This is a genomic window from Mesorhizobium sp. M1163, assembly GCF_040318415.1.
In the GTDB taxonomy this organism is placed as follows: Bacteria; Pseudomonadota; Alphaproteobacteria; order Rhizobiales; family Rhizobiaceae; genus Mesorhizobium.
In genome coordinates, this window is record NZ_JAMYMF010000004.1 from 207645 (window position 1) to 224408 (window position 16764).

Sequence of the window (16764 nt, forward strand, 5' to 3'; positions counted from 1 at the left end):
CACGCCCAGGCATGAAGCTGTCCTTGTTGACTCAAGGAGAATTTGCATGCGTGGTCATTGCTTATGTGGCGCTATTGCTTTTGAAGTCGATGGCCCGGCACGGGCCTGCGTGGTCTGTCATTGTGAAAGTTGTCGGCGGCAATGTTCTGCGCCGATGACCTCCTATATTGGCGTCTTGAACGGCCAATGGCGATGGCTGGGCAAGCTACCGAAGGTATTCAACTCTTCTCCCGGTGTGGAAAGAACATTTTGCGATCACTGTGGCACGCCGCTGTCCTTCCGCTCAAAGAACATGTCTGATGTCATGCATTTTTTTGCGGCAGCGATGGAGGAGCCAGAAAAATTTGCACCTACGCTGCATGTCGCCTTTGAGGAGAAGCTCCCTTGGTTGAAACTCGCCGACAACCTGCCGACCCGTTTTGGGCCTGACTATACGAAAGACTAGGATCTGCTCGCATCGAGACAAACGGCGGAAGCTGAGGACAGCGTCCGGAAGCGAGATGATACCCCCGTCCGTTCAAGACGGTCAAACATTATCGATCGTGGCTGCTCTCGACCTGCTTGAGCGGCAGCAGGTAGGCGATGATCTGCTGATCGCCGAGAGCTGGATCAAAGCCAATAACGTCGGATGCGAAAAGGTCGTGGGCGGGGCGTCTCTCGAAGCCAAGGCTCTCATACAGCTTGCATGCAGACGTCATGAACGAGGCGGTGTGAAGCGCAAGGCCGCTCGAGCCCTGCAGACGCGCTTGCAAGACGCACCATTCGCAAAGCACGCGGCCATATCCGCGGCCCTGTGCCGAGGGAGCAACCGCGAGGGTCCTGAGGCCTGCCAGCCCGGGCGGCCAGCCCATGCGGTCAAAGGCGGCATCGGCGTAGTAGGTGACCGTCCCGACGAGCCGTCCCTCGGCTTCGAGCACCGCGACGCTAGCCTTCGCCCATCGCCCCGCGATATCCCGCGCATCCTTGACGTAGGGCTCGAAGATGTGCGGTGCCAGAACGGGCCGTAACGATGCGAAAGCCTCTGAGACGAGCAACCCAATTCCATCCAGTTCCTGACGGCTTGCCAGGTGGACGCGTGGCTTGGATGCGATCTGCATGCATGTCCTCACTGCTCCAGTAATCCGACCGTATGTAGGGCTCCCTCCGGCTGGCTGGACTTCGCCCGGCTTCGGCCGTCGGCCGTATCCCGCAGCGCGATTCACCCGGAAAGGTTCGCCTGCCACAATAATGACCGGCAGCAAGATTCCAACGGACCTGAGCCGTCGAGCCGCGACGACGAGTTAATCGGCGGAGCACCTCAAACTTTCGGTAACAGTTTGCTCATGCTTATGCGCTCCTCGACCTCGTATCCGCACTTTCGGTAGAACCCAAGAACCGTCGAATTGGAAGCGACAATTTGGAGGTTGATCTTTATGCAACCAAGGCCGGCGAGCCGCCTTTCGGCCTCATGGATGAGGGCCTCGCCGATCCCTTTTTGGCGATGGGACTGCAAGGTAGCGATGCGCGATATCCACCCTCGACGGCCGTCATACCCGGCCATGATCGATCCGACGACCTGATCGGCCTCTATCGCCACCAAAAGCAGGTTCGGCTGATGCCTCAGCTTCCCGCGAAGCGGGAGCGATCGTAGTTGCGCGACATCTCGAGCCCAGACTATCCGGCTCTATAGTGGAGCGTTACGGCGACCCAGCAGCAGAGCGATGCCCAACGCCGGAAGCGTCGCCATCGCGACGGCGAAGAAGACGAATTGCAGCCCGGCCGATGCGGCGACCAAGCCGAGCGCCGGACTGCCGAAGCCGAGCGCCACGTCGAGGAAGACGGTGTAGAGTCCCATGGCCAGGCCGCGGCTGCGTGGCGGAAGACGGCTCACGGCCTCGGCACCGAGGCCGGGATAGACCAGCGAGTAGCCAAGGCCAGTCAGGCCCGCTCCGATGGCGGCTAGAACGGGCCCGGGCGCAAGCCAGATCAGCATCAGCCCTGCAGCCTCGACAGCCACGAAGATCATGGCGACCCGTGCGCCCCCTAACCTGTCAGGCAGGTGGCCGAAGCATAGCCTTGCCACGATCAGCGACGCGGCATAGGCCGTGAAGGGAAGCCAGACCGGCTGCCAGCCCCGCTCGGCAAAGAGCAGCGCGCCGAAGGCCAGAATCGCACCATAGCCGAGACTGCTGAAAGCTGCTCCCACTCCGGGAAGCCAGACCGCTTGCGCCACGCTCCTCCATGACTGCGGCACGCTGCTCGCGGCGGCGCTGGCGCCGCGCATCGGCAGGATGGCAAGCAGCGTTGCAAGCGGCAGGACGATCGTCGCCAGTGCGATCGCGGTGAAGCCGCTCGCCGCATAAAGCGCAGATCCGATCGGCGCGCCTAGCGCGAGTGCTGCGAACATCGCCGTGCCCACCCAGGCTATGACCTTTCCGGAGTTCTGTCCGCCCGCAAGGGAGAGGCCCCAGGCGACGCCACCGGTGATGATGAAGCTCTCAGACGCGCCCAGTACCGCCCGGCCGGCGAACAGCGCCGATGCGGACGCCACCGGCCGGTCGAGCAATGTCAGTGAGCCGAGGTAAAATAGCCCCGCCACGGCAGCGGCAATGAGGCCGACGACGACGGCCCTCTTGCCGCCGCGCCCATCGGCATAGTTTCCAGCCCCAATGCGCGACAGCATCGAGGCGACGAACTGGCTGCCAGTGACCAGCCCGACCGCGAAGGGGCCGAAGCCGAGCTGCTGGTGAAGATGCAGCGGCAGGACAGGTAGCGCCAAGCCGATCAGAAGGAAGCCGGCGAAGACAGCCGCCATGATTGGCACCAGTTCCGCCATCGCGCCATTTCGGTCTGAAGTCCGCGCCATTGTGGCCACCGATAAAACTTTGACAGTCGGGCTGTTCCGATCAGTAACGTTCGTAGGTCACGCGCCAGCCTTCGGCCGGATTGTCCGGCGTCAGGACCAGTTTGTTGTCCGAGACTTCGAATTTGCGTTTCATGCTTTGCCCGACAAGGTTACGGACCAGGGAAGACTCGACGGTGATGACGAAGGTCTTGTCCTGGTCGTCGATAGCGACCGGCCCGTAATAGGCTTCGTAGCCATTCTCTGTGTAAGGCGTGTCCGGTGCCTTGGCGTCGGGGTTCTGCGCCTGCACCGACAGGGTGCCGGCCTCGGTGAAGATGACCTGGCCGGAATATGGCACGGGCTTGAGGCTTCCCTCGGCACCGGCCTCGAGCGACCTCATGCGCCATGCGCCGATGATCGGCGACTCTTGCGAGAAAGCCGGCGTGGCGACCGAAAGCGCAAGGGCGGCAATCTTCAATCTCATCGTCATATGTCGTTGTTCCTTTTCTGATTTGTGGCGGACAGGCCGTCCGCCCAATCTTCGCTCACACCGAAAGCATGACCTTGATGGCGCGCCGCTCGTCCATGGCGCGGTAGCCTTCAGCGACCTCGGCCAACGGCAGCTTGAGGTCGAAGACCTTGCCGGGCTTGATCCGACCTTGCAGCACACGGCCCATAAGGTCGGGCAGGAAGCGGCGCACCGGCGCCGGGCCGCCCAGCATGCGCTTCTGGCCGAAGAACAGTTTTTGGCCGTCGAAGTTCACGCCGTGCGGCACGCCGACATAGCCGATGGTGCCGCCGGGGCGAGAGCAGGCCAGCGCCTGGTCGAAGGATTCCGCCGTGCCGACGCATTCCAGCACCGAGTCCGCGCCGACGTCCTTGGTGAGCTCTTTGATCCGGGCCACACCTTCCTCGCCGCGCTCGGCGACGATGTCGGTCGCGCCGAACTCGCGGGCGAGTTTTTGGCGGCTGGCGTGCCGGCTCATGGCGATGATGCGCTCGGCGCCCATCTCCTTGGCCGCAAGCACGCCCATCAGGCCGACCGCACCGTCGCCGACCACCACCACCGTCGATCCTTCTCGGACCTCGGCTGCGTCGGCCGCATACCAGCCGGTGCCGAGCACATCGGACACAGCCAGCAGGTCAGGGATGAGTTCGGCCGGCGGCACCTCGGCGGTGGCGACCAGTGTGCCATCCGCCAACGGCACGCGGGCGTAAGGCGCCTGCGCGCCCGACATGAACTCGCGCTGCACACAGGACGACTGGAAGCCGAAGCGGCAATGCGGGCAGGTATTGTCGGAGAGGCAGAACGAGCCGACGACGAACTGGCCGGGGCGCACCGTGCGCACCTCTGCGCCGACCTCGACGACGATGCCACAATATTCGTGGCCCATATGCATCGGGCCGTCGACCCGCTGCAGCCCGCGATAGGGCCACAGATCCGAGCCGCAGATGCAGCTTGCCGAGAGCTTGATGATGGCGTCCGTCGGCCGCATGATTTTCGGATCAGCGATCTCCTCGCAGCGGATGTCGCCCGGTTTGTGAAGAACGGTTGCGAGCATTTTGGTTCCTTTCGAGTGGAGAAGATCAAGCGCGGTAGTCGGCGTCGCTGACATGTTCCAGCCAGTCCACGACCTTGCCGTCCTTGACCTCCTGGAGAGCAATGTGGGTCATGGCAATCTGAGCCGACGCGCCGTGCCAGTGCTTTTCGCCGGGCGCGAACCAGACGACGTCGCCGGCACGGATTTCCTCGACCGGGCCAGCCTCGCGCTGCACGCGGCCCAGGCCCGAGACGACGATCAGCGTCTGGCCGAGCGGATGCGTGTGCCAAGCGGTGCGGGCGCCGGGCTCGAAGGTCACCTGTGCGCCTTGAACCCGCCCGGCATCGAAGGGATTGAAGAGCGGATCGATCCGCACCGTTCCGGTGAACCAGTCAGGTGGTCCCTTGCCGGAAGGCCTCGTGCCAGCGCGAACAATGTCCATGGTGATCTCCTTTGTGTCCTCAAGTGCGTTCGATGCGAAGCGGGAACTCGCCGCGAATGTGCAGGGCCTGCTCGCCCTCGTCGAAGCGGCCGAGCCTGATCAGCCCGGGATGGCGATAGTCGGCGTAGAACATGGCCAGGTTACCCCAGGACGTGAAATAGCAGAGGTCGTAGGGCTGCTCGTTGGCGAACGGACCACTTCCCTTCTCTGTCAGCTTGCGCGGCAGATAGGCGATCTTCTCGTTATGCGCGTAGTCCTCGATCTTGAGATCGAGCGGCAGCATGGAAAAGAAATCGCGCGCCGACGGATTGTCGTAGAGCGTGGCGGTCATGATGCGGCCGTTGAAAATCATCCTGATCTTCATGTTGGTTGACTCCTGGCTGACTGGGGCTTCGCCTTCTTGGCTGGCGGCTGCTCGAGGCAGGGCCGCCACCGCGAGCGCGGCGCCGAGCAATGTCCGGCGGTTAAGCGGCGCACGCTCGATGATCATGGCAAAGATCTCCGGGCCATATGCGATGCGGCAAGGGCGGCGAGCGCCGATCCGCAGAGCAGCACTGCACCTAGAGTGAACGCTCCCCACCAGCCGACCGTATCGAAGAGCGTGCCGCCGATCGCGGCGCCGCCGGTGATGGCGAGCTGGATGACTGCCACCTGCAGCCCGCCGCCGGCCTCTGCGTCGTTCGGCAACGTCCGGCTGAGCCACGTGCCCCAGCCAACGGGCGCGGCCGTGCCGAAGAAGCCCCAGGCAACGAGCAGCAGCGCTGTGGGAACGGGGAGGGCACCAAGGGCGATGAGCGCAGCGGCCAAGGCCGCCATGACCAGCGGGATGACGATGAGGATGCTGAACAGACGCGTGGACAAAAGCCGGCCGACGCACCATGTGCCGAGCACCCCCGCCAGCCCCATCGCCAGCAGGATCGCCGAGAGAGCAGCGATGTCGAGCCGGGTGACGCCCTCGAGGAAGGGCCGCAGATAGGTGAAGAGCGCGAACTGGCCCATGAACAGCATCATGATCGACGCCATGCCGATGGCGACGGGAAGACGGCCGAGGAGCGCCAGTGGATTGCCTGAACGCTTCCCCCGGCGCGGGGGCAGCGCCGGCAGGCTTGTCCACTGCCAGGCCAGCGCCAGAAGCCCAAACGGCACGACGAGGAAGAAAGCGCCGCGCCAGCCGACATAGGCGCCAAGAAAACTGCCCAGCGGCGCGGCGATGGTGGCCGCAATGGCATTGCCGGCGTTCAGCATGGCGAGACCCTTCGGAACCATGTCTTGCGGCACGAGGCGCATGACGATCGCGGTCGACATCGACCAGAACCCGCCGATCGCGATGCCGAGCAGCGCCCGGCCGACCATGAGGAACGCGTAGTTCGGCGCGAAGGTGACAGCCAAACCGGACACGATGAGGAGGAGGGTGAAGCCGGTCACGACCAGTCGGCGGTCGATATGGCGCGTGAGGCCGGCGACCAGCAGGCTGGTCACGACGGCGAAAACGCCCGAAATCGAGATCGCCTGTCCCGCGCGGCCCTCGGTGATGCCGAGATCGGCCGCTAGCGGCGACAGCAGACTGACCGGCATGAATTCCGACGCGATGAGCACGAAAACACACAGCGCCATCGCCAAAACCGCGCCCCATGCGGCGCGGTCACCGACAAGCCTTGTGTCGTACGTCGTTTCCATAATTGGCATCCTTGCAGGGCGACCGGGCGGATCAGCCGCCAACGCCGTCGCGATGCCAGAAGATATTGCAGAGGAACCCATTCTATTAGACTAAGTAATTCGCATGGACTTATCTGCTCATGATATAAATATCCGACGGGAGGTACCCTATGCAGCGCGATGGCATGAAGGATCTGCTATGGTTCGTGGCGGTCGCGCGGGAACGGAGCTTCACCAAGGCGGCGGCCAAGCTCGGAACCTCGCAGTCGACCCTGAGTTCGACAATCAAGGAGCTTGAAGCTCGTCTCGGCGTCCGCCTGCTGACACGTACGACGCGGAGCGTCGCACCGACCGAGGCCGGCGAGCGACTTTTCCAATCTCTTGTTCCCCGCTTCGAGGAAATCGAAGCGGACCTCGCAAGCCTGGTGGCCTTTCGCGACAAGCCCTCCGGAACGGTCCGTATCACGCTTTCCGACCATGCGCTCCAGACGACCGTCTGGCCGAAGCTGCAGCCCTTGCTCAGCGACTATCCTGACGTGTGCGTCGAACTCTACAGCGACAACGGCATGAAGAACATTGTGGAGGAGCGCTTCGACGCAGGCGTGCGGCTTGGTGAGAGCATCGACAGGGATATGATCGCAGTGCGCATCGGGCCGGATTGGAGGCTCGTGGCCGTGGCTTCGCCGGAGTACTTTTCCCGCCATCCGGTTCCGACCGCACCGCAGGATCTGGTCGATCATGACTGCATTAATATGCGGCAGGCGACGTTCGGCGGATTATATGCCTGGGAATTCGCCAGGGATGGCCGCGACCTTCGTGTGCGGGTGGAAGGCCAGCTCACCTTCAATTCGTCCATTCCCATGATCGAGGCTGCGATAAGCGGTTTCGGGATCGCCTATGTCCCGGAAAACCTCGTCAGCCACCACATCGCCAAGGGATGCCTTAGGCTCGTGCTTGACGACTGGAGTCCGCCATTTGCGGGCTATCACCTCTACTACCCGAGCAGGCGACAGCTCTCGCCTGCGATGGCGGTGATCATTGAGGCGCTCCGCCATCGCATCTGACTCCCAAGACTGTGCCTATGAATCATGAAGCTGACATTGGTAAATGGTAGGTTCTGATCCAAGCCATTTGACTTCTACGCTGCGGGCGGCTGCTTTCGCCTCAAAGCAGACGTGTAGCTCGCTCGCCTCTATGTCTGTGATTGACACAGAAGCAGTCATCGAAAAGGAGCCAAACTCGCCGGCTGAACTGGCCAAGAATTCTCGTGGATAGCCAAGGTTTTTCTCGAGCCTAGGCCAAGTCTTGGTCGTCGATGGTAGGGACACGGTTGTCCAGTTATCCCCCGGCAAGACGCGGCAGCAGGAATATCTCCGCCCCTTCCGGCAGCTCCTTCGACCAGGTGTCGCGATAGATCGTACCGTCGATAGCGACGGCGATGCCGCGATCGATGTAGGGCTCGAGGCCGGGATACTGCTCAGCCAGCTTCCTGAACAGCTCCCGAATATCCTTCGCCTCGATCTCGACCTTGCTCTTGCCTCCGGCGATCGCGCCGAGCGATCCCCAGAGCGTTACTTCAACCATCAGCCTTCCCGTTCCGCCTCGATCGCCGCCAGGATGCGCGGCGGCGACATCGGTATATGCGCCATGCGCACGCCGACCGCGTTCGAGACTGCATTGGCGATCGCCGCCAGCGGCGGCACGATCGAGGTCTCGCCGACGCCGCGCACCCCGTAGGGATGGTTAGGGTTGGGGATCTCGAGGATCTGTGTGTCGATCATCGGCAGGTCCGAGCAGACCGGGATGCGGTAGTCCAGGAAGCCAGGGTTCTGCAGCCGCCCGTCCTTGCCGTAGATATACTCCTCGTTGAGCGCCCAGCCGATGCCTTGCGCGGCACCCCCCTGGTACTGCCCCTCGACATAGGTCGGATGCACCGCCTTGCCGGCGTCCTGAACGACGGTGTAGCGCAGCACCCTGGTGAAGCCGGTCTCCGGATCCACCTCGATATCGCAGATATGGGTGGCGAAGGAGACGCCGGCGCCGTCGGCGACGAGCTCGCTGTGGCCGGCGATCGGTCCGCCCGTCTTTCCGGAAGCGGCCGCGATCTCCCTCAGCGACAGCGCAGCAAGGTTGCCGTACTTCTCGCCCTTCGCGATCGCGTGGCCCTTTTCCCAGACCACGTCGTCGACCGGGATGTCCCACGTCTGCGCGGCGCGATCCCGCAGGATCTTGATGGCGTTGCGGGCGGCGGAGATCGTCGCCATCGAAGACGAGAAGGTGCCGCGGCTGCCGTCCGTCATATCGTTGTAGCCGAGGCTGGAGGTATCGGCGACCACCGCCTTGACCTGCTCATAGGGGATACCGAGCTCCTCTGCCGCCACCAGCGAAAGCGAGGCGCGCGAGCCACCCACGTCAACGGTTCCGACGGCAAGCGAGACCGAACCGTCCATGCCGATGTTGAGGTCGGTGCAGGTCTGGCCACCGAAGTTGAACCAGAAGCCGCAGGCCATGCCGCGGCCCTGGTTCTTGCCGAGCGGCGCCTTCATGTGCGGATGGCTCTTCGCCGCTTCCAGCGTCGGGCCGATGCCGATCGGGCCGTATACCGGGCCGTAGGACGATCTGGTGCCTTCCTGCGCCGCGTTCCTGATCCGGAACTCAACCGGGTCCATGCCGATCTCCTTGGCCAGCTCGTCGACCGCGCTTTCCACCGCAAACGCCGCCATCGGCGCGGACGGCGCGCGATAGGCCGCAGTCTTGGGCCGGTTGACCAGCACTTCGTAGCCGACCGTCCTGACGTTCTCGAGCTTGTAGCAGGCAAAGGCGGTCATGGCGCCGATCTCAGCCCACATGCCGGCGAAGGGGCCGCAGGAATAGCGCAGCGTCGCCTCGGCCGCCGTGATCGTGCCGTCCTTGCGGGCGCCGATCCTGACGTCGATCGAGGTGGCGCTAGTCGGGCCGGAGGCGCGGAACACCTCGTCGCGCGTCATGACCAGCTTGACCGGCCGGCCGGCTTTGCGCGACAGCGCCAGCGCCACCGGCTCGGCCCAGACATGGGTCTTGCCGCCGAAACCGCCGCCGATCTCCGACGAGGTGACGCGCAGTTTCGAGGCCTCCATGCCAAGCAGCTGGGCGCAGTGCTGGCGATAGACGAAATGCCCTTGCGTGCAGACCCAAAGATCGGCGGTGCCGTCGGAGCTGACATTGGCCACGCAGGCATGCGGCTCGATATAACCCTGGTGCGTCTGCTCGGTCTTGAAGGAGCGTTCGACGACGAAATCGGCCTGGCCGAAACCTTCATGGATGTCGCCATGGCCGTACTGGGTGCGCTTGGTGACGTTGGAAGGCTTGACGGGCTTTTGCTCAAGGCCCTCGGTGAAGATGGCGTCGTTGAGCACGGGTGAGGAGTGCTTCATCGCCTCGTCGACGTCGGTGACATGCGGCAGCACCTCGTAGTCGACCTCGATCAGCTTCAGTGCCTGCCTCGCCGTGCGGGCATCGACCGCAGCGACCGCGGCCACAGCATGGCCGTCGTAGAGCGCTTTCTTGCGCGCCATGCAGTTGTCGAGGATGTCGTACATGGCGGCATCGCCGTCGGTGAGGTCGGGCAGGTCGGCCGCGGTGATCACCGCCTTGACGCCGGCGAGCTTCTCCGCCTTCGACGTGTCGATCTTCCTGATCGTGGCATGCGCATGGGGGCTTCTGAGAACGCGCCCGACCAGTTGCCCGGCCATGTTGAAGTCGGCGCCATAGCGTGCGCGGCCCGTCACCTTGTCGACGCCGTCGGGACGGATGGGACGCGTGCCGACAGAGGTGAAATTGCGTCCGGAGTAACGTGGATCGAAATTCATCGTCATGCTCCCTTCATCACGCTCGCGGCGTCCTGAACGGCACGCACGATCTTGTCATAGCCGGTGCAGCGGCAGAGGTTCCCGGCGAGGCCGAAGCGGATCTCCTCCTCGGTCGGATCGGGGTTCTTGGCCAACAGGTCCTTGGCCGCCATGAGGAAGCCCGGCGTGCAGATGCCGCATTGAAGTGCGGCGTGTTCCAGGAATTTCTGCTGTAGCGGATGCAGCTTGTCGCCATGCGCCATGCCCTCGATGGTTTCGATGCGCCGCCCTTCAGCCTCCGCGCCGAGCACCAGGCACGAGCACACCAGCCGGTCGTCGAGGATGATGCTGCAGGCGCCGCAGTCGCCGGTGCCGCAGCCTTCCTTGGCGCCCGTCAGCCCCAGGCGATCGCGCAGGACATCGAGCAGCGTCTCGTCCGGCTGGCAAAGGTACTCGACATTGTCGCCGTTGATTGTCGTTGATACTGCCACACCAGCCATCATTTGCCTCCTGCACGTGCATAGGCGGTCGTGGCGGCCCGCTTGGCCAGCACACCCGCAACTTTCCGTCTGAATTCGATAGTGCCTCGCTTGTCGTCGATCGGACGACAGGCGCCCGAGCAGACCTTGGCGAGCCTTTCCAGCGTGGCTTCGTCCAGCTTGGAGCCGATGAGAACCTCGGCGGCCTCCTCGACCAGAATCACCGTCGGCGCCACGGCGCCCAGCGCCAGGCGGGCGAATTTGACGCGACCTTGCTCATCGAGCATCAGGTTCACGCCGGCGCTTACCACGGCGATGTCCATCTCCGTGCGCGGAATGAAACGCAGATAGGCATCGCCCGAACGCGGCAGACGTTTGTCGAGCAGGATTGCCTCGATGATCTCGCCCTTGGTCAGCGACGTCTTGCCCGGCCCAGTCGGTACCGCTTCCACTGCAATCGTGCGCCTGGTTCCCGGGCCGACGACCACCGCCTTGGCGCCAGCGGCCACCAGCGCCGGCACGCTGTCGGCGGCCGGCGAGGCGTTGCACAGATTGCCGACGATGGTGCAGCGTCCCTGCACCTGCTTCGAGCCGATCAGCTTGGCCGCTTCGACGACGCCGGGCCATGCGTTCTTCAGGGCCTTGCTCTCGCCCAGCATGGCGCACGGGACCGCCGCGCCGATGCTGAAGCCCTCGGCTGTTTCCCTGATCTTGCCAAGCCCATCGATCGCCTTGATGTCGACGATCAGGTCGGGTTCGATAAAGCCGCCTTTCATTCTCACCAAGAGGTCGCTGCCTCCGGCAAGGATGGCGGCCGTGCCGGCTGAGCCGGCCAACAGGCCGGCGGCGTCTTCAATTGAAAGCGGACGTATGTAACGCATCGTCTCCCCTTAGTGGTCATAATCACATCAACTGATATAAACCGTCTCTCCACAATGGCCATCCCATTCGTACATTCGCGGATTGGGCCAGGCGCCGCAATTTCAATCCGAAGTGAACCAGGAATGACGGGCGCGGCTGCTGGCGCACTCTGCCGGTCCTCCAATCGTTGTCCTCGCATAGAGGCTATGCCGTGTCCAACTTATGAGCGTCGCCACCGGCTCTCGATCCGGCACCGGAGACTTCGGCTGACAATCGGAGCCGGAAGCCTATGGAATCCCAATTTTGGAACAGCTCCCCGGCAAATTGGATTTCAGCTAGGCGGTTCCCTGGTAGGTTACTAAAGAGACCGTCCCTGTAGGCGGGAGCACCTGGCACGGTCGGCCTCGCCTTTTTGATTAAATGTTCTTTATTTGTTCCATAATTAGATATATCCTATTCTGCGTCATGGACCGGCTCGGAGAGCAAAGCCAAACGCGCTGCTCGTTGGGCCTGCCAATATTGTTCGGACCAAAGCCAGAGGCGGCCGTTGCGCATCACAATCCGGACACTTTGCGCCTGGCTCGCCTCAAGGTGCGCGACTAGAGGGGGTGGAAGCACGGCGCGTCCCGTGCCATCCACGGTCAGCCTCACAAAGCGGTCCATCGCAGCAATCGCGAGTTGTCCCCGTCGCGGCTCAGCAGTCTTGTCTAACGTTTTCTTGAGCCGTTCGATTGTGTCGACCCCATGAGGTTCCCAGGCCCGCAACTCGACAAATCTCTCGACCTCCACGATCCCGAGAAATCCCTTGTCGTCAGAGAGCCATTCAAGCCTGTTCCTGACGACGACCGGGAAACCGACGCGGTCCTTGGACGTAAGCGCTACAACGTCGGTCCAGGTGTCTGGATTCAACGAAGCGACAGGATTCCAAAAAATAGGCCGGCCAGTTTTCATGGGACAAAATGGGAAAAAGATTGAATCAGTTTTGCACAGGTTACCCAGTGGTTGTAAACAGTCATTGGGCACTGATTTGCCGGGCTGTTTCACATGAGTGTTTGTCTCGGGGCTGCCCAGCGTGCATGCTGAACCAGACAATGGGAAAAAGTAAGATGACTTCAATGCCGCTTGGCCACCTTGATGCGACGCTAAACGGCCCAATGACCAAAGCCGAGGAATTCGTCTGTTGGTCCCGAATGCAGGCGGAGGCGGGGCAGCCTCTAGAAGCGATCATCGAGCGCAAGGAGTTGGAACGGCGTGCCGGTGGCGGCATGTTTTTCTGGGGCGTCGGAAATGCCCCGGCTGCGGTAGCGAACGCGCTCGCTAGGCTTGGGCGCCCCGTCGCAGCGGTCTTTTCCATAATGAAGGGCAAGCCCAAGGCCGTCGACGTCAATCCGGGGCGCACGGTCGCGTGGCGGCGTTATTTCGATGCGGACGGCACCGTGCGAATCTTGCCGCCTCACGTGCTCGTTACAAGTCGCGGTGACAGCCCGAAGGGACCTAAGGAAAAGCACTTCGCCCTCATGTGCTGGAGCGGTAAGCCATTGGAGATTCAGACAGGAATTCCATTCGACCCGTCGGCCTACAGGAACGCCGGAGGGACCGGCGCCCCAGTTGGTGCTTCGCAGGTGACGGCTTTACTTAAGCGGACCTCCACGCCGTCGAGCGAGACTTCGTATGAAGCCAACCTATGTGCATGGCTGGTCGGCGGCTATTGGGTTCGCCTCACTGATCCGATCGAGCTAACCCCGCAAGCTACGAGATTAATCTCGGATGGTCCTTCTCCCGGCGAGGGATGGATCGACTTCGTCGGAAGGCTGCGACAGTCAGCGGGGGAGGCTCGCCGAGAGGTCGTTCCGAATGGTTATCTTATCTAGCTAAGATGGGAGGAAGGGGATCTCCAGGATTTCAGGGACGCTAAGATTCGTGGATACCAGCACCAAAAAGTTGGTCAAGGAATTGCGTGGCGCTGGTCTAAGTGATCAGGCGATCAAGGCTGCTTGGCCATCTTGGTGGAGCGACGACGCGGCATCGACCGACTCAGGAAGGGCCGAACTTCGATTTGCGCTCGCACGCAAGTTGGGTCTTTCACCCAGATCGCTGCTGGGAGAACGGGTGGAATTCATTTGGAAAGACGACGCCAAGTTCAAGAATCTGACGGCCGAGAACGCCACTCAACAGGCGGCACTTGCGTCCTTCGGGGTCGCGATCGGACGACTGATGTTAAGGGCGGCGCCCGAGGTAAGGCCGATCGTCGGTGTCGGCGCGATGGATTTGCGGGCGGCAATCCTTGGTGGACGGCCTGTTGTCGACCTGCAGGGGCTAATATCGGCGTGTTGGGCCTTGGGTGTCCCGGTTATTCATCTTCGCGTTTTCCCGCTCCCCGCCAAGTCCATGAGAGCAATGGTCGTTGAGGCTGAAGGCCGTCACGCGATATTGTTGGGTCGTGACGCATCATATCCCGCGCCGGTCGCGTTCACACTCGCGCACGAGATTGGTCACGCCGCCCTCGGACATCTCTCCGGGGCGAAAGCAATTGTCGACATCGGAGAACCGATGCACGATGACGTTGATCCGCAGGAGCGGGAAGCTGACGAATACGGGCTCACAGTTCTGACGGCGTCAACGCGCCCAGCGATAACGACGAACACCACTAACTATAGCGCTCGCAGTCTGGCACGTGCGGTGATGGAAGCGGGGCCGCCTCGCCATATCGACCCCGGCACACTTGCGCTTTGCGTCGGCTACATTCAGCAGAACTGGGGCGTAGCAACCGCTTCACTCCGACACATCTATGGTGGTCCAATCGAGGTCTGGCGCGAAGTAAACCGCGTCGCAGAAAGGCAGCTTCGGTGGGACCAACTGAACGACGAATCGGCGGATTATTTGCGTACGGTGATGATGGACACTGATGACTAGCCCGGTCCTCGTCGACAACGACGTCATCATTAAAATGTCTTGCTACACGCTCGGCGACGAGTTGGTTGACTGCTTGTCAATCAAGGAAACTCCACCTGCAATCCTGAAGGTCGCATCGTTCGTGGTCCGCGGGCGCATCAAAAAATCGAGATCTCTCGTGAATCGGGAGGTGGCCGGGCGTCATTTAGAGGCACTCCTGCCTCGATTGATGACTGTGGAGCCGACGACGGCGGAAGTAGATCTCGCCGCGACCTACGAAGCGAAAGCGCAGGAGCTCAACCTTGAATTGGACTCGGGCGAGAGTCAGTTGCTTGCCATACTCATGGTTCGCGGCTTGGAGTTGATGCTCACCGGCGACAAACGGGCGATCCATGCCGTTGAGCGGATTGCGGGCGCCGATCTCGAACGACCGAGGGTTGCCTGCCTGGAGCAAGCCATCGCCACCATCGTTCAACAGACAGATTTCGCAGATATACGTGCCCGGATATGCCGTGAACCGGCAGCAGACCGTGCGATCTCCATATGTTTTTCATGCGCCTCCCAAGTCTCTTCTGTCTCGTCCATTGTGGAGGGGCTCAGAAGCTATATCAAACTTGTCCGCGCTCAGGCGCCGCGGGTATTGTTGCCGGCGAACGACCTGTCAGGTGTTATTGCGTAGGAAAACCGCGAACGGTTCTCGCAACTCGGCAACCAGGCTGATGTCGATCTCTTTGGGGTCCTCGTCGTTTGTGATTTCTCGGTGGTCAAGCATCTCTAGACAGGCCTTGTCGACCTGACCGCGAAGGTAACGGCTACCGGACCGGCCCGTGCTCTTTCCGATCGGCACACGGGTCTGATCGAGCGGGAGTTTAAATTCCTGCTGTTGAAGGTTTTTGATCACCAACGCATATCGCGACCCCCTAACATGAATGTTTTTTGGGATATCGATCCAGGTTATCGTGTCGACGGAATATTGATCTGCTCGGATCGGTTCCGCAAAGTGCTTCGAATTCATCTCCTGCATGACGAGGTGGATGGGCTTACCCCGTTCGCTGAACATTTCCACGAAGGGCTGGACCATCGATCGGGGGTGGCAGGTACTTCCGCCGTACCCCCACATCGCGAAGCCCTCATCCTCTATTTCCTTGGCTTTGCGGGCGATGATTGTTGCCAAATCCTCTTGTGCATGGGTCCCCACCTTCATGAATAGGACCCCGGAACCGGGCTTGATGATCGCGTTCACTTACTTTCCTCCAAAGGAATCAGTTCATATTCGTCTTCATGGGCCATCCCATAATCTAGTCTCTTGCGTTCCTTCACGTATTTTATCCGGAGCTCTTTCGATCTCCCGTAAAAGTTTATCAATCGATCTGGAGACGCCGCCTCGCTTGCAGCGGCCTTGCTGCAGTTGTCGGGGAGAGAACTAACGTAAAGGTTGCACGACTTCAGGTCTGGCGCATCGTCCAGATGATAGTTGTGTAGTTTTCTCTGCATTCTTGAGACATAGAAACCGTGGTCCCGAGAGAATGACTGGACACGGGAAAGGACCTCCTTCGGCCATGGCAGTTCGTCGTCGTCCGCTATGACAATCATTCCCTCACCTTCGTATCCGATTGCCTCAATGCCCCGCTGGACAAATAGGTTGACGCTCGCGCCACTGTTCGAGGCACCCCAAGGAGGGTTGGTGTAAAACCGATCGTATTTCGTAGTATCCGGGAACGCGTCGAGGCAGTTGTAAAGCACCGCGTCAAGATGCTCGATCCTTTCCCGATCGGCGAACCTCTTTACGGCTTGGACGGTTCGCTCGTCAAAGTCGAACACGGTGATCTTCGACGGCCCGTAATCGAGGACTTTTCTCACGTTGAGATAGGCGACGCAGACACTGATAGCGTCCCCGTCGCCGATGAACGCGAGGCGTTTGCCATCGGCCCAGTCTGCGACCATCTCGCTTTGGAGCACCATGTCGCCGGTCTTCATATGAATTTGGTCGAATTCCCTAAGTGGACGCGGTCGGTTTTGCACGACGTCCGACACCGCATTCACAGCTTGGCGTAAATCAACTTGCTCGCGCATGATTTCTAATCCCCGCGAATTTGCCGAGGCTAGCCCCGTTATTCCGACTTCTTGGCTCGCGGATGCTCATTGTCAATGGCCAACCAGATTGGCAATCCGCCATTCCTAGTTTTTGCTATGTAGCATAGACCACAAAAAGACAAAGGAAATATTGTTTACTAACCGTCAA

The 16764-nt window shown here is 61.5% G+C and carries 20 protein-coding genes; 5 read left to right on the forward strand and 15 right to left on the reverse strand.

Going from position 1 to position 16764, the window contains the following annotated elements; genetic code table 11:
• The first annotated feature begins 46 nt into the window (after positions 1–46).
• On the forward strand, positions 47–445 hold the full coding sequence (locus tag NKH43_RS06120) for a GFA family protein (protein WP_352857018.1): 399 nt from the start codon (positions 47–49) through the stop codon (positions 443–445).
• Between the two features lie 88 nt (positions 446–533).
• Here the strand turns inward: NKH43_RS06120 and NKH43_RS06125 are convergent, their stop codons facing one another.
• The 8 genes from NKH43_RS06125 to NKH43_RS06160 all read right to left on the reverse strand — a co-directional run bounded on the left by NKH43_RS06125 (position 534) and on the right by NKH43_RS06160 (position 6484).
• The gene (locus NKH43_RS06125; protein ID WP_352857020.1) at positions 534–1097 is read right to left on the reverse strand and encodes a GNAT family N-acetyltransferase; all 564 of its coding nucleotides are present in this window, start codon (positions 1095–1097) and stop codon (positions 534–536) included.
• 200 nt (positions 1098–1297) lie between these two features.
• Positions 1298–1657: a GNAT family N-acetyltransferase gene (locus NKH43_RS06130; RefSeq protein ID WP_352857109.1), complete on the reverse strand. Its 360-nt coding sequence runs from the start codon at positions 1655–1657 to the stop codon at positions 1298–1300.
• Positions 1658–1663: 6 nt separating this feature from the next.
• A complete protein-coding gene (locus NKH43_RS06135) occupies positions 1664–2845 on the reverse strand; it encodes an arabinose transporter (protein WP_352857022.1) in 1182 nt (393 codons plus the stop codon).
• 40 nt (positions 2846–2885) lie between these two features.
• Positions 2886–3314: a lipocalin-like domain-containing protein gene (locus tag NKH43_RS06140; protein WP_352857024.1), complete on the reverse strand. Its 429-nt coding sequence runs from the start codon at positions 3312–3314 to the stop codon at positions 2886–2888.
• Between the two features lie 55 nt (positions 3315–3369).
• Positions 3370–4386, reverse strand: coding sequence for a zinc-dependent alcohol dehydrogenase family protein (locus NKH43_RS06145; RefSeq protein WP_352494728.1), 1017 nt, complete (start codon positions 4384–4386; stop codon positions 3370–3372).
• A gap of 25 nt (positions 4387–4411) precedes the next feature.
• Complete coding sequence (locus NKH43_RS06150) at positions 4412–4807, reverse strand: (R)-mandelonitrile lyase (RefSeq protein ID WP_352857026.1); 396 nt, start codon at positions 4805–4807, stop codon at positions 4412–4414.
• A gap of 19 nt (positions 4808–4826) precedes the next feature.
• Positions 4827–5297, reverse strand: a complete 471-nt coding sequence (locus NKH43_RS06155; RefSeq protein ID WP_352857028.1) for a cyclophilin-like fold protein — start codon at positions 5295–5297, stop codon at positions 4827–4829.
• Positions 5294–6484 (reverse strand): MFS transporter, encoded by a 1191-nt coding sequence (locus NKH43_RS06160; protein ID WP_352481976.1) that lies wholly within the window; start codon positions 6482–6484, stop codon positions 5294–5296. The genes NKH43_RS06155 and NKH43_RS06160 overlap by 4 nt, the downstream gene beginning before the upstream one ends.
• A gap of 149 nt (positions 6485–6633) precedes the next feature.
• Here NKH43_RS06160 and NKH43_RS06165 point away from each other — a divergent pair, with 149 nt between their 5' ends.
• Complete coding sequence (locus NKH43_RS06165; protein ID WP_023720226.1) at positions 6634–7527, forward strand: LysR family transcriptional regulator; 894 nt, start codon at positions 6634–6636, stop codon at positions 7525–7527.
• A gap of 274 nt (positions 7528–7801) precedes the next feature.
• Here the strand turns inward: NKH43_RS06165 and NKH43_RS06170 are convergent, their stop codons facing one another.
• The 5 genes from NKH43_RS06170 to NKH43_RS06190 all read right to left on the reverse strand — a co-directional run bounded on the left by NKH43_RS06170 (position 7802) and on the right by NKH43_RS06190 (position 12674).
• Complete coding sequence (locus NKH43_RS06170) at positions 7802–8047, reverse strand: MoaD/ThiS family protein (RefSeq protein WP_023675441.1); 246 nt, start codon at positions 8045–8047, stop codon at positions 7802–7804.
• Positions 8047–10311, reverse strand: a complete 2265-nt coding sequence (locus NKH43_RS06175) for a xanthine dehydrogenase family protein molybdopterin-binding subunit (RefSeq protein WP_352857030.1) — start codon at positions 10309–10311, stop codon at positions 8047–8049. The genes NKH43_RS06170 and NKH43_RS06175 overlap by 1 nt, the downstream gene beginning before the upstream one ends.
• A 2-nt stretch (positions 10312–10313) precedes the next feature.
• Positions 10314–10790, reverse strand: coding sequence for a (2Fe-2S)-binding protein (locus NKH43_RS06180; protein WP_023720228.1), 477 nt, complete (start codon positions 10788–10790; stop codon positions 10314–10316).
• A complete protein-coding gene (locus tag NKH43_RS06185) occupies positions 10790–11650 on the reverse strand; it encodes an FAD binding domain-containing protein (RefSeq protein ID WP_352857032.1) in 861 nt (286 codons plus the stop codon). The genes NKH43_RS06180 and NKH43_RS06185 overlap by 1 nt, the downstream gene beginning before the upstream one ends.
• Before the next feature lie 433 nt (positions 11651–12083).
• Entirely contained in the window at positions 12084–12674 is a 591-nt protein-coding gene (locus NKH43_RS06190; RefSeq protein WP_352857034.1) for a division/cell wall cluster transcriptional repressor MraZ, read from the reverse strand.
• A gap of 32 nt (positions 12675–12706) precedes the next feature.
• Between NKH43_RS06190 and NKH43_RS06195 the strand changes: the two genes are divergently transcribed.
• From NKH43_RS06195 to NKH43_RS06205, 3 genes are read left to right on the forward strand one after another with little or no spacing between them, the layout of a single operon-like run.
• Complete coding sequence (locus tag NKH43_RS06195; protein WP_352857035.1) at positions 12707–13501, forward strand: hypothetical protein; 795 nt, start codon at positions 12707–12709, stop codon at positions 13499–13501.
• A 49-nt stretch (positions 13502–13550) separates the two neighbouring features.
• A complete protein-coding gene (locus NKH43_RS06200) occupies positions 13551–14543 on the forward strand; it encodes a M48 family metalloprotease (RefSeq protein ID WP_352857037.1) in 993 nt (330 codons plus the stop codon).
• Positions 14536–15201, forward strand: a complete 666-nt coding sequence (locus tag NKH43_RS06205; RefSeq protein ID WP_352857039.1) for a hypothetical protein — start codon at positions 14536–14538, stop codon at positions 15199–15201. The genes NKH43_RS06200 and NKH43_RS06205 overlap by 8 nt, the downstream gene beginning before the upstream one ends.
• Here the strand turns inward: NKH43_RS06205 and NKH43_RS06210 are convergent.
• Positions 15184–15765: a hypothetical protein gene (locus NKH43_RS06210; RefSeq protein WP_352857041.1), complete on the reverse strand. Its 582-nt coding sequence runs from the start codon at positions 15763–15765 to the stop codon at positions 15184–15186. The genes NKH43_RS06205 and NKH43_RS06210 overlap by 18 nt on opposite strands.
• Positions 15762–16595: a bis-aminopropyl spermidine synthase family protein gene (locus NKH43_RS06215; protein WP_352857043.1), complete on the reverse strand. Its 834-nt coding sequence runs from the start codon at positions 16593–16595 to the stop codon at positions 15762–15764. The genes NKH43_RS06210 and NKH43_RS06215 overlap by 4 nt, the downstream gene beginning before the upstream one ends.
• Positions 16596–16764 lie beyond the last annotated feature (169 nt).

Coding starts and splice junctions, on each gene's coding strand:
- NKH43_RS06120 (WP_352857018.1), top strand. CDS start 47: ATGCGTGGTCATTGCTTATGTGGCGCTATTGCTTTTGAAGTCGATGGC.
- NKH43_RS06125 (WP_352857020.1), bottom strand. CDS start 1,097: ATGCAGATCGCATCCAAGCCACGCGTCCACCTGGCAAGCCGTCAGGAA.
- NKH43_RS06135 (WP_352857022.1), bottom strand. CDS start 2,845: ATGGCGCGGACTTCAGACCGAAATGGCGCGATGGCGGAACTGGTGCCA.
- NKH43_RS06140 (WP_352857024.1), bottom strand. CDS start 3,314: ATGACGATGAGATTGAAGATTGCCGCCCTTGCGCTTTCGGTCGCCACG.
- NKH43_RS06145 (WP_352494728.1), bottom strand. CDS start 4,386: ATGCTCGCAACCGTTCTTCACAAACCGGGCGACATCCGCTGCGAGGAG.
- NKH43_RS06150 (WP_352857026.1), bottom strand. CDS start 4,807: ATGGACATTGTTCGCGCTGGCACGAGGCCTTCCGGCAAGGGACCACCT.
- NKH43_RS06155 (WP_352857028.1), bottom strand. CDS start 5,297: ATGATCATCGAGCGTGCGCCGCTTAACCGCCGGACATTGCTCGGCGCC.
- NKH43_RS06160 (WP_352481976.1), bottom strand. CDS start 6,484: ATGGAAACGACGTACGACACAAGGCTTGTCGGTGACCGCGCCGCATGG.
- NKH43_RS06165 (WP_023720226.1), top strand. CDS start 6,634: ATGCAGCGCGATGGCATGAAGGATCTGCTATGGTTCGTGGCGGTCGCG.
- NKH43_RS06170 (WP_023675441.1), bottom strand. CDS start 8,047: ATGGTTGAAGTAACGCTCTGGGGATCGCTCGGCGCGATCGCCGGAGGC.
- NKH43_RS06175 (WP_352857030.1), bottom strand. CDS start 10,311: ATGAATTTCGATCCACGTTACTCCGGACGCAATTTCACCTCTGTCGGC.
- NKH43_RS06180 (WP_023720228.1), bottom strand. CDS start 10,790: ATGGCTGGTGTGGCAGTATCAACGACAATCAACGGCGACAATGTCGAG.
- NKH43_RS06185 (WP_352857032.1), bottom strand. CDS start 11,650: ATGCGTTACATACGTCCGCTTTCAATTGAAGACGCCGCCGGCCTGTTG.
- NKH43_RS06195 (WP_352857035.1), top strand. CDS start 12,707: ATGCTGAACCAGACAATGGGAAAAAGTAAGATGACTTCAATGCCGCTT.
- NKH43_RS06205 (WP_352857039.1), top strand. CDS start 14,536: ATGACTAGCCCGGTCCTCGTCGACAACGACGTCATCATTAAAATGTCT.
- NKH43_RS06215 (WP_352857043.1), bottom strand. CDS start 16,595: ATGCGCGAGCAAGTTGATTTACGCCAAGCTGTGAATGCGGTGTCGGAC.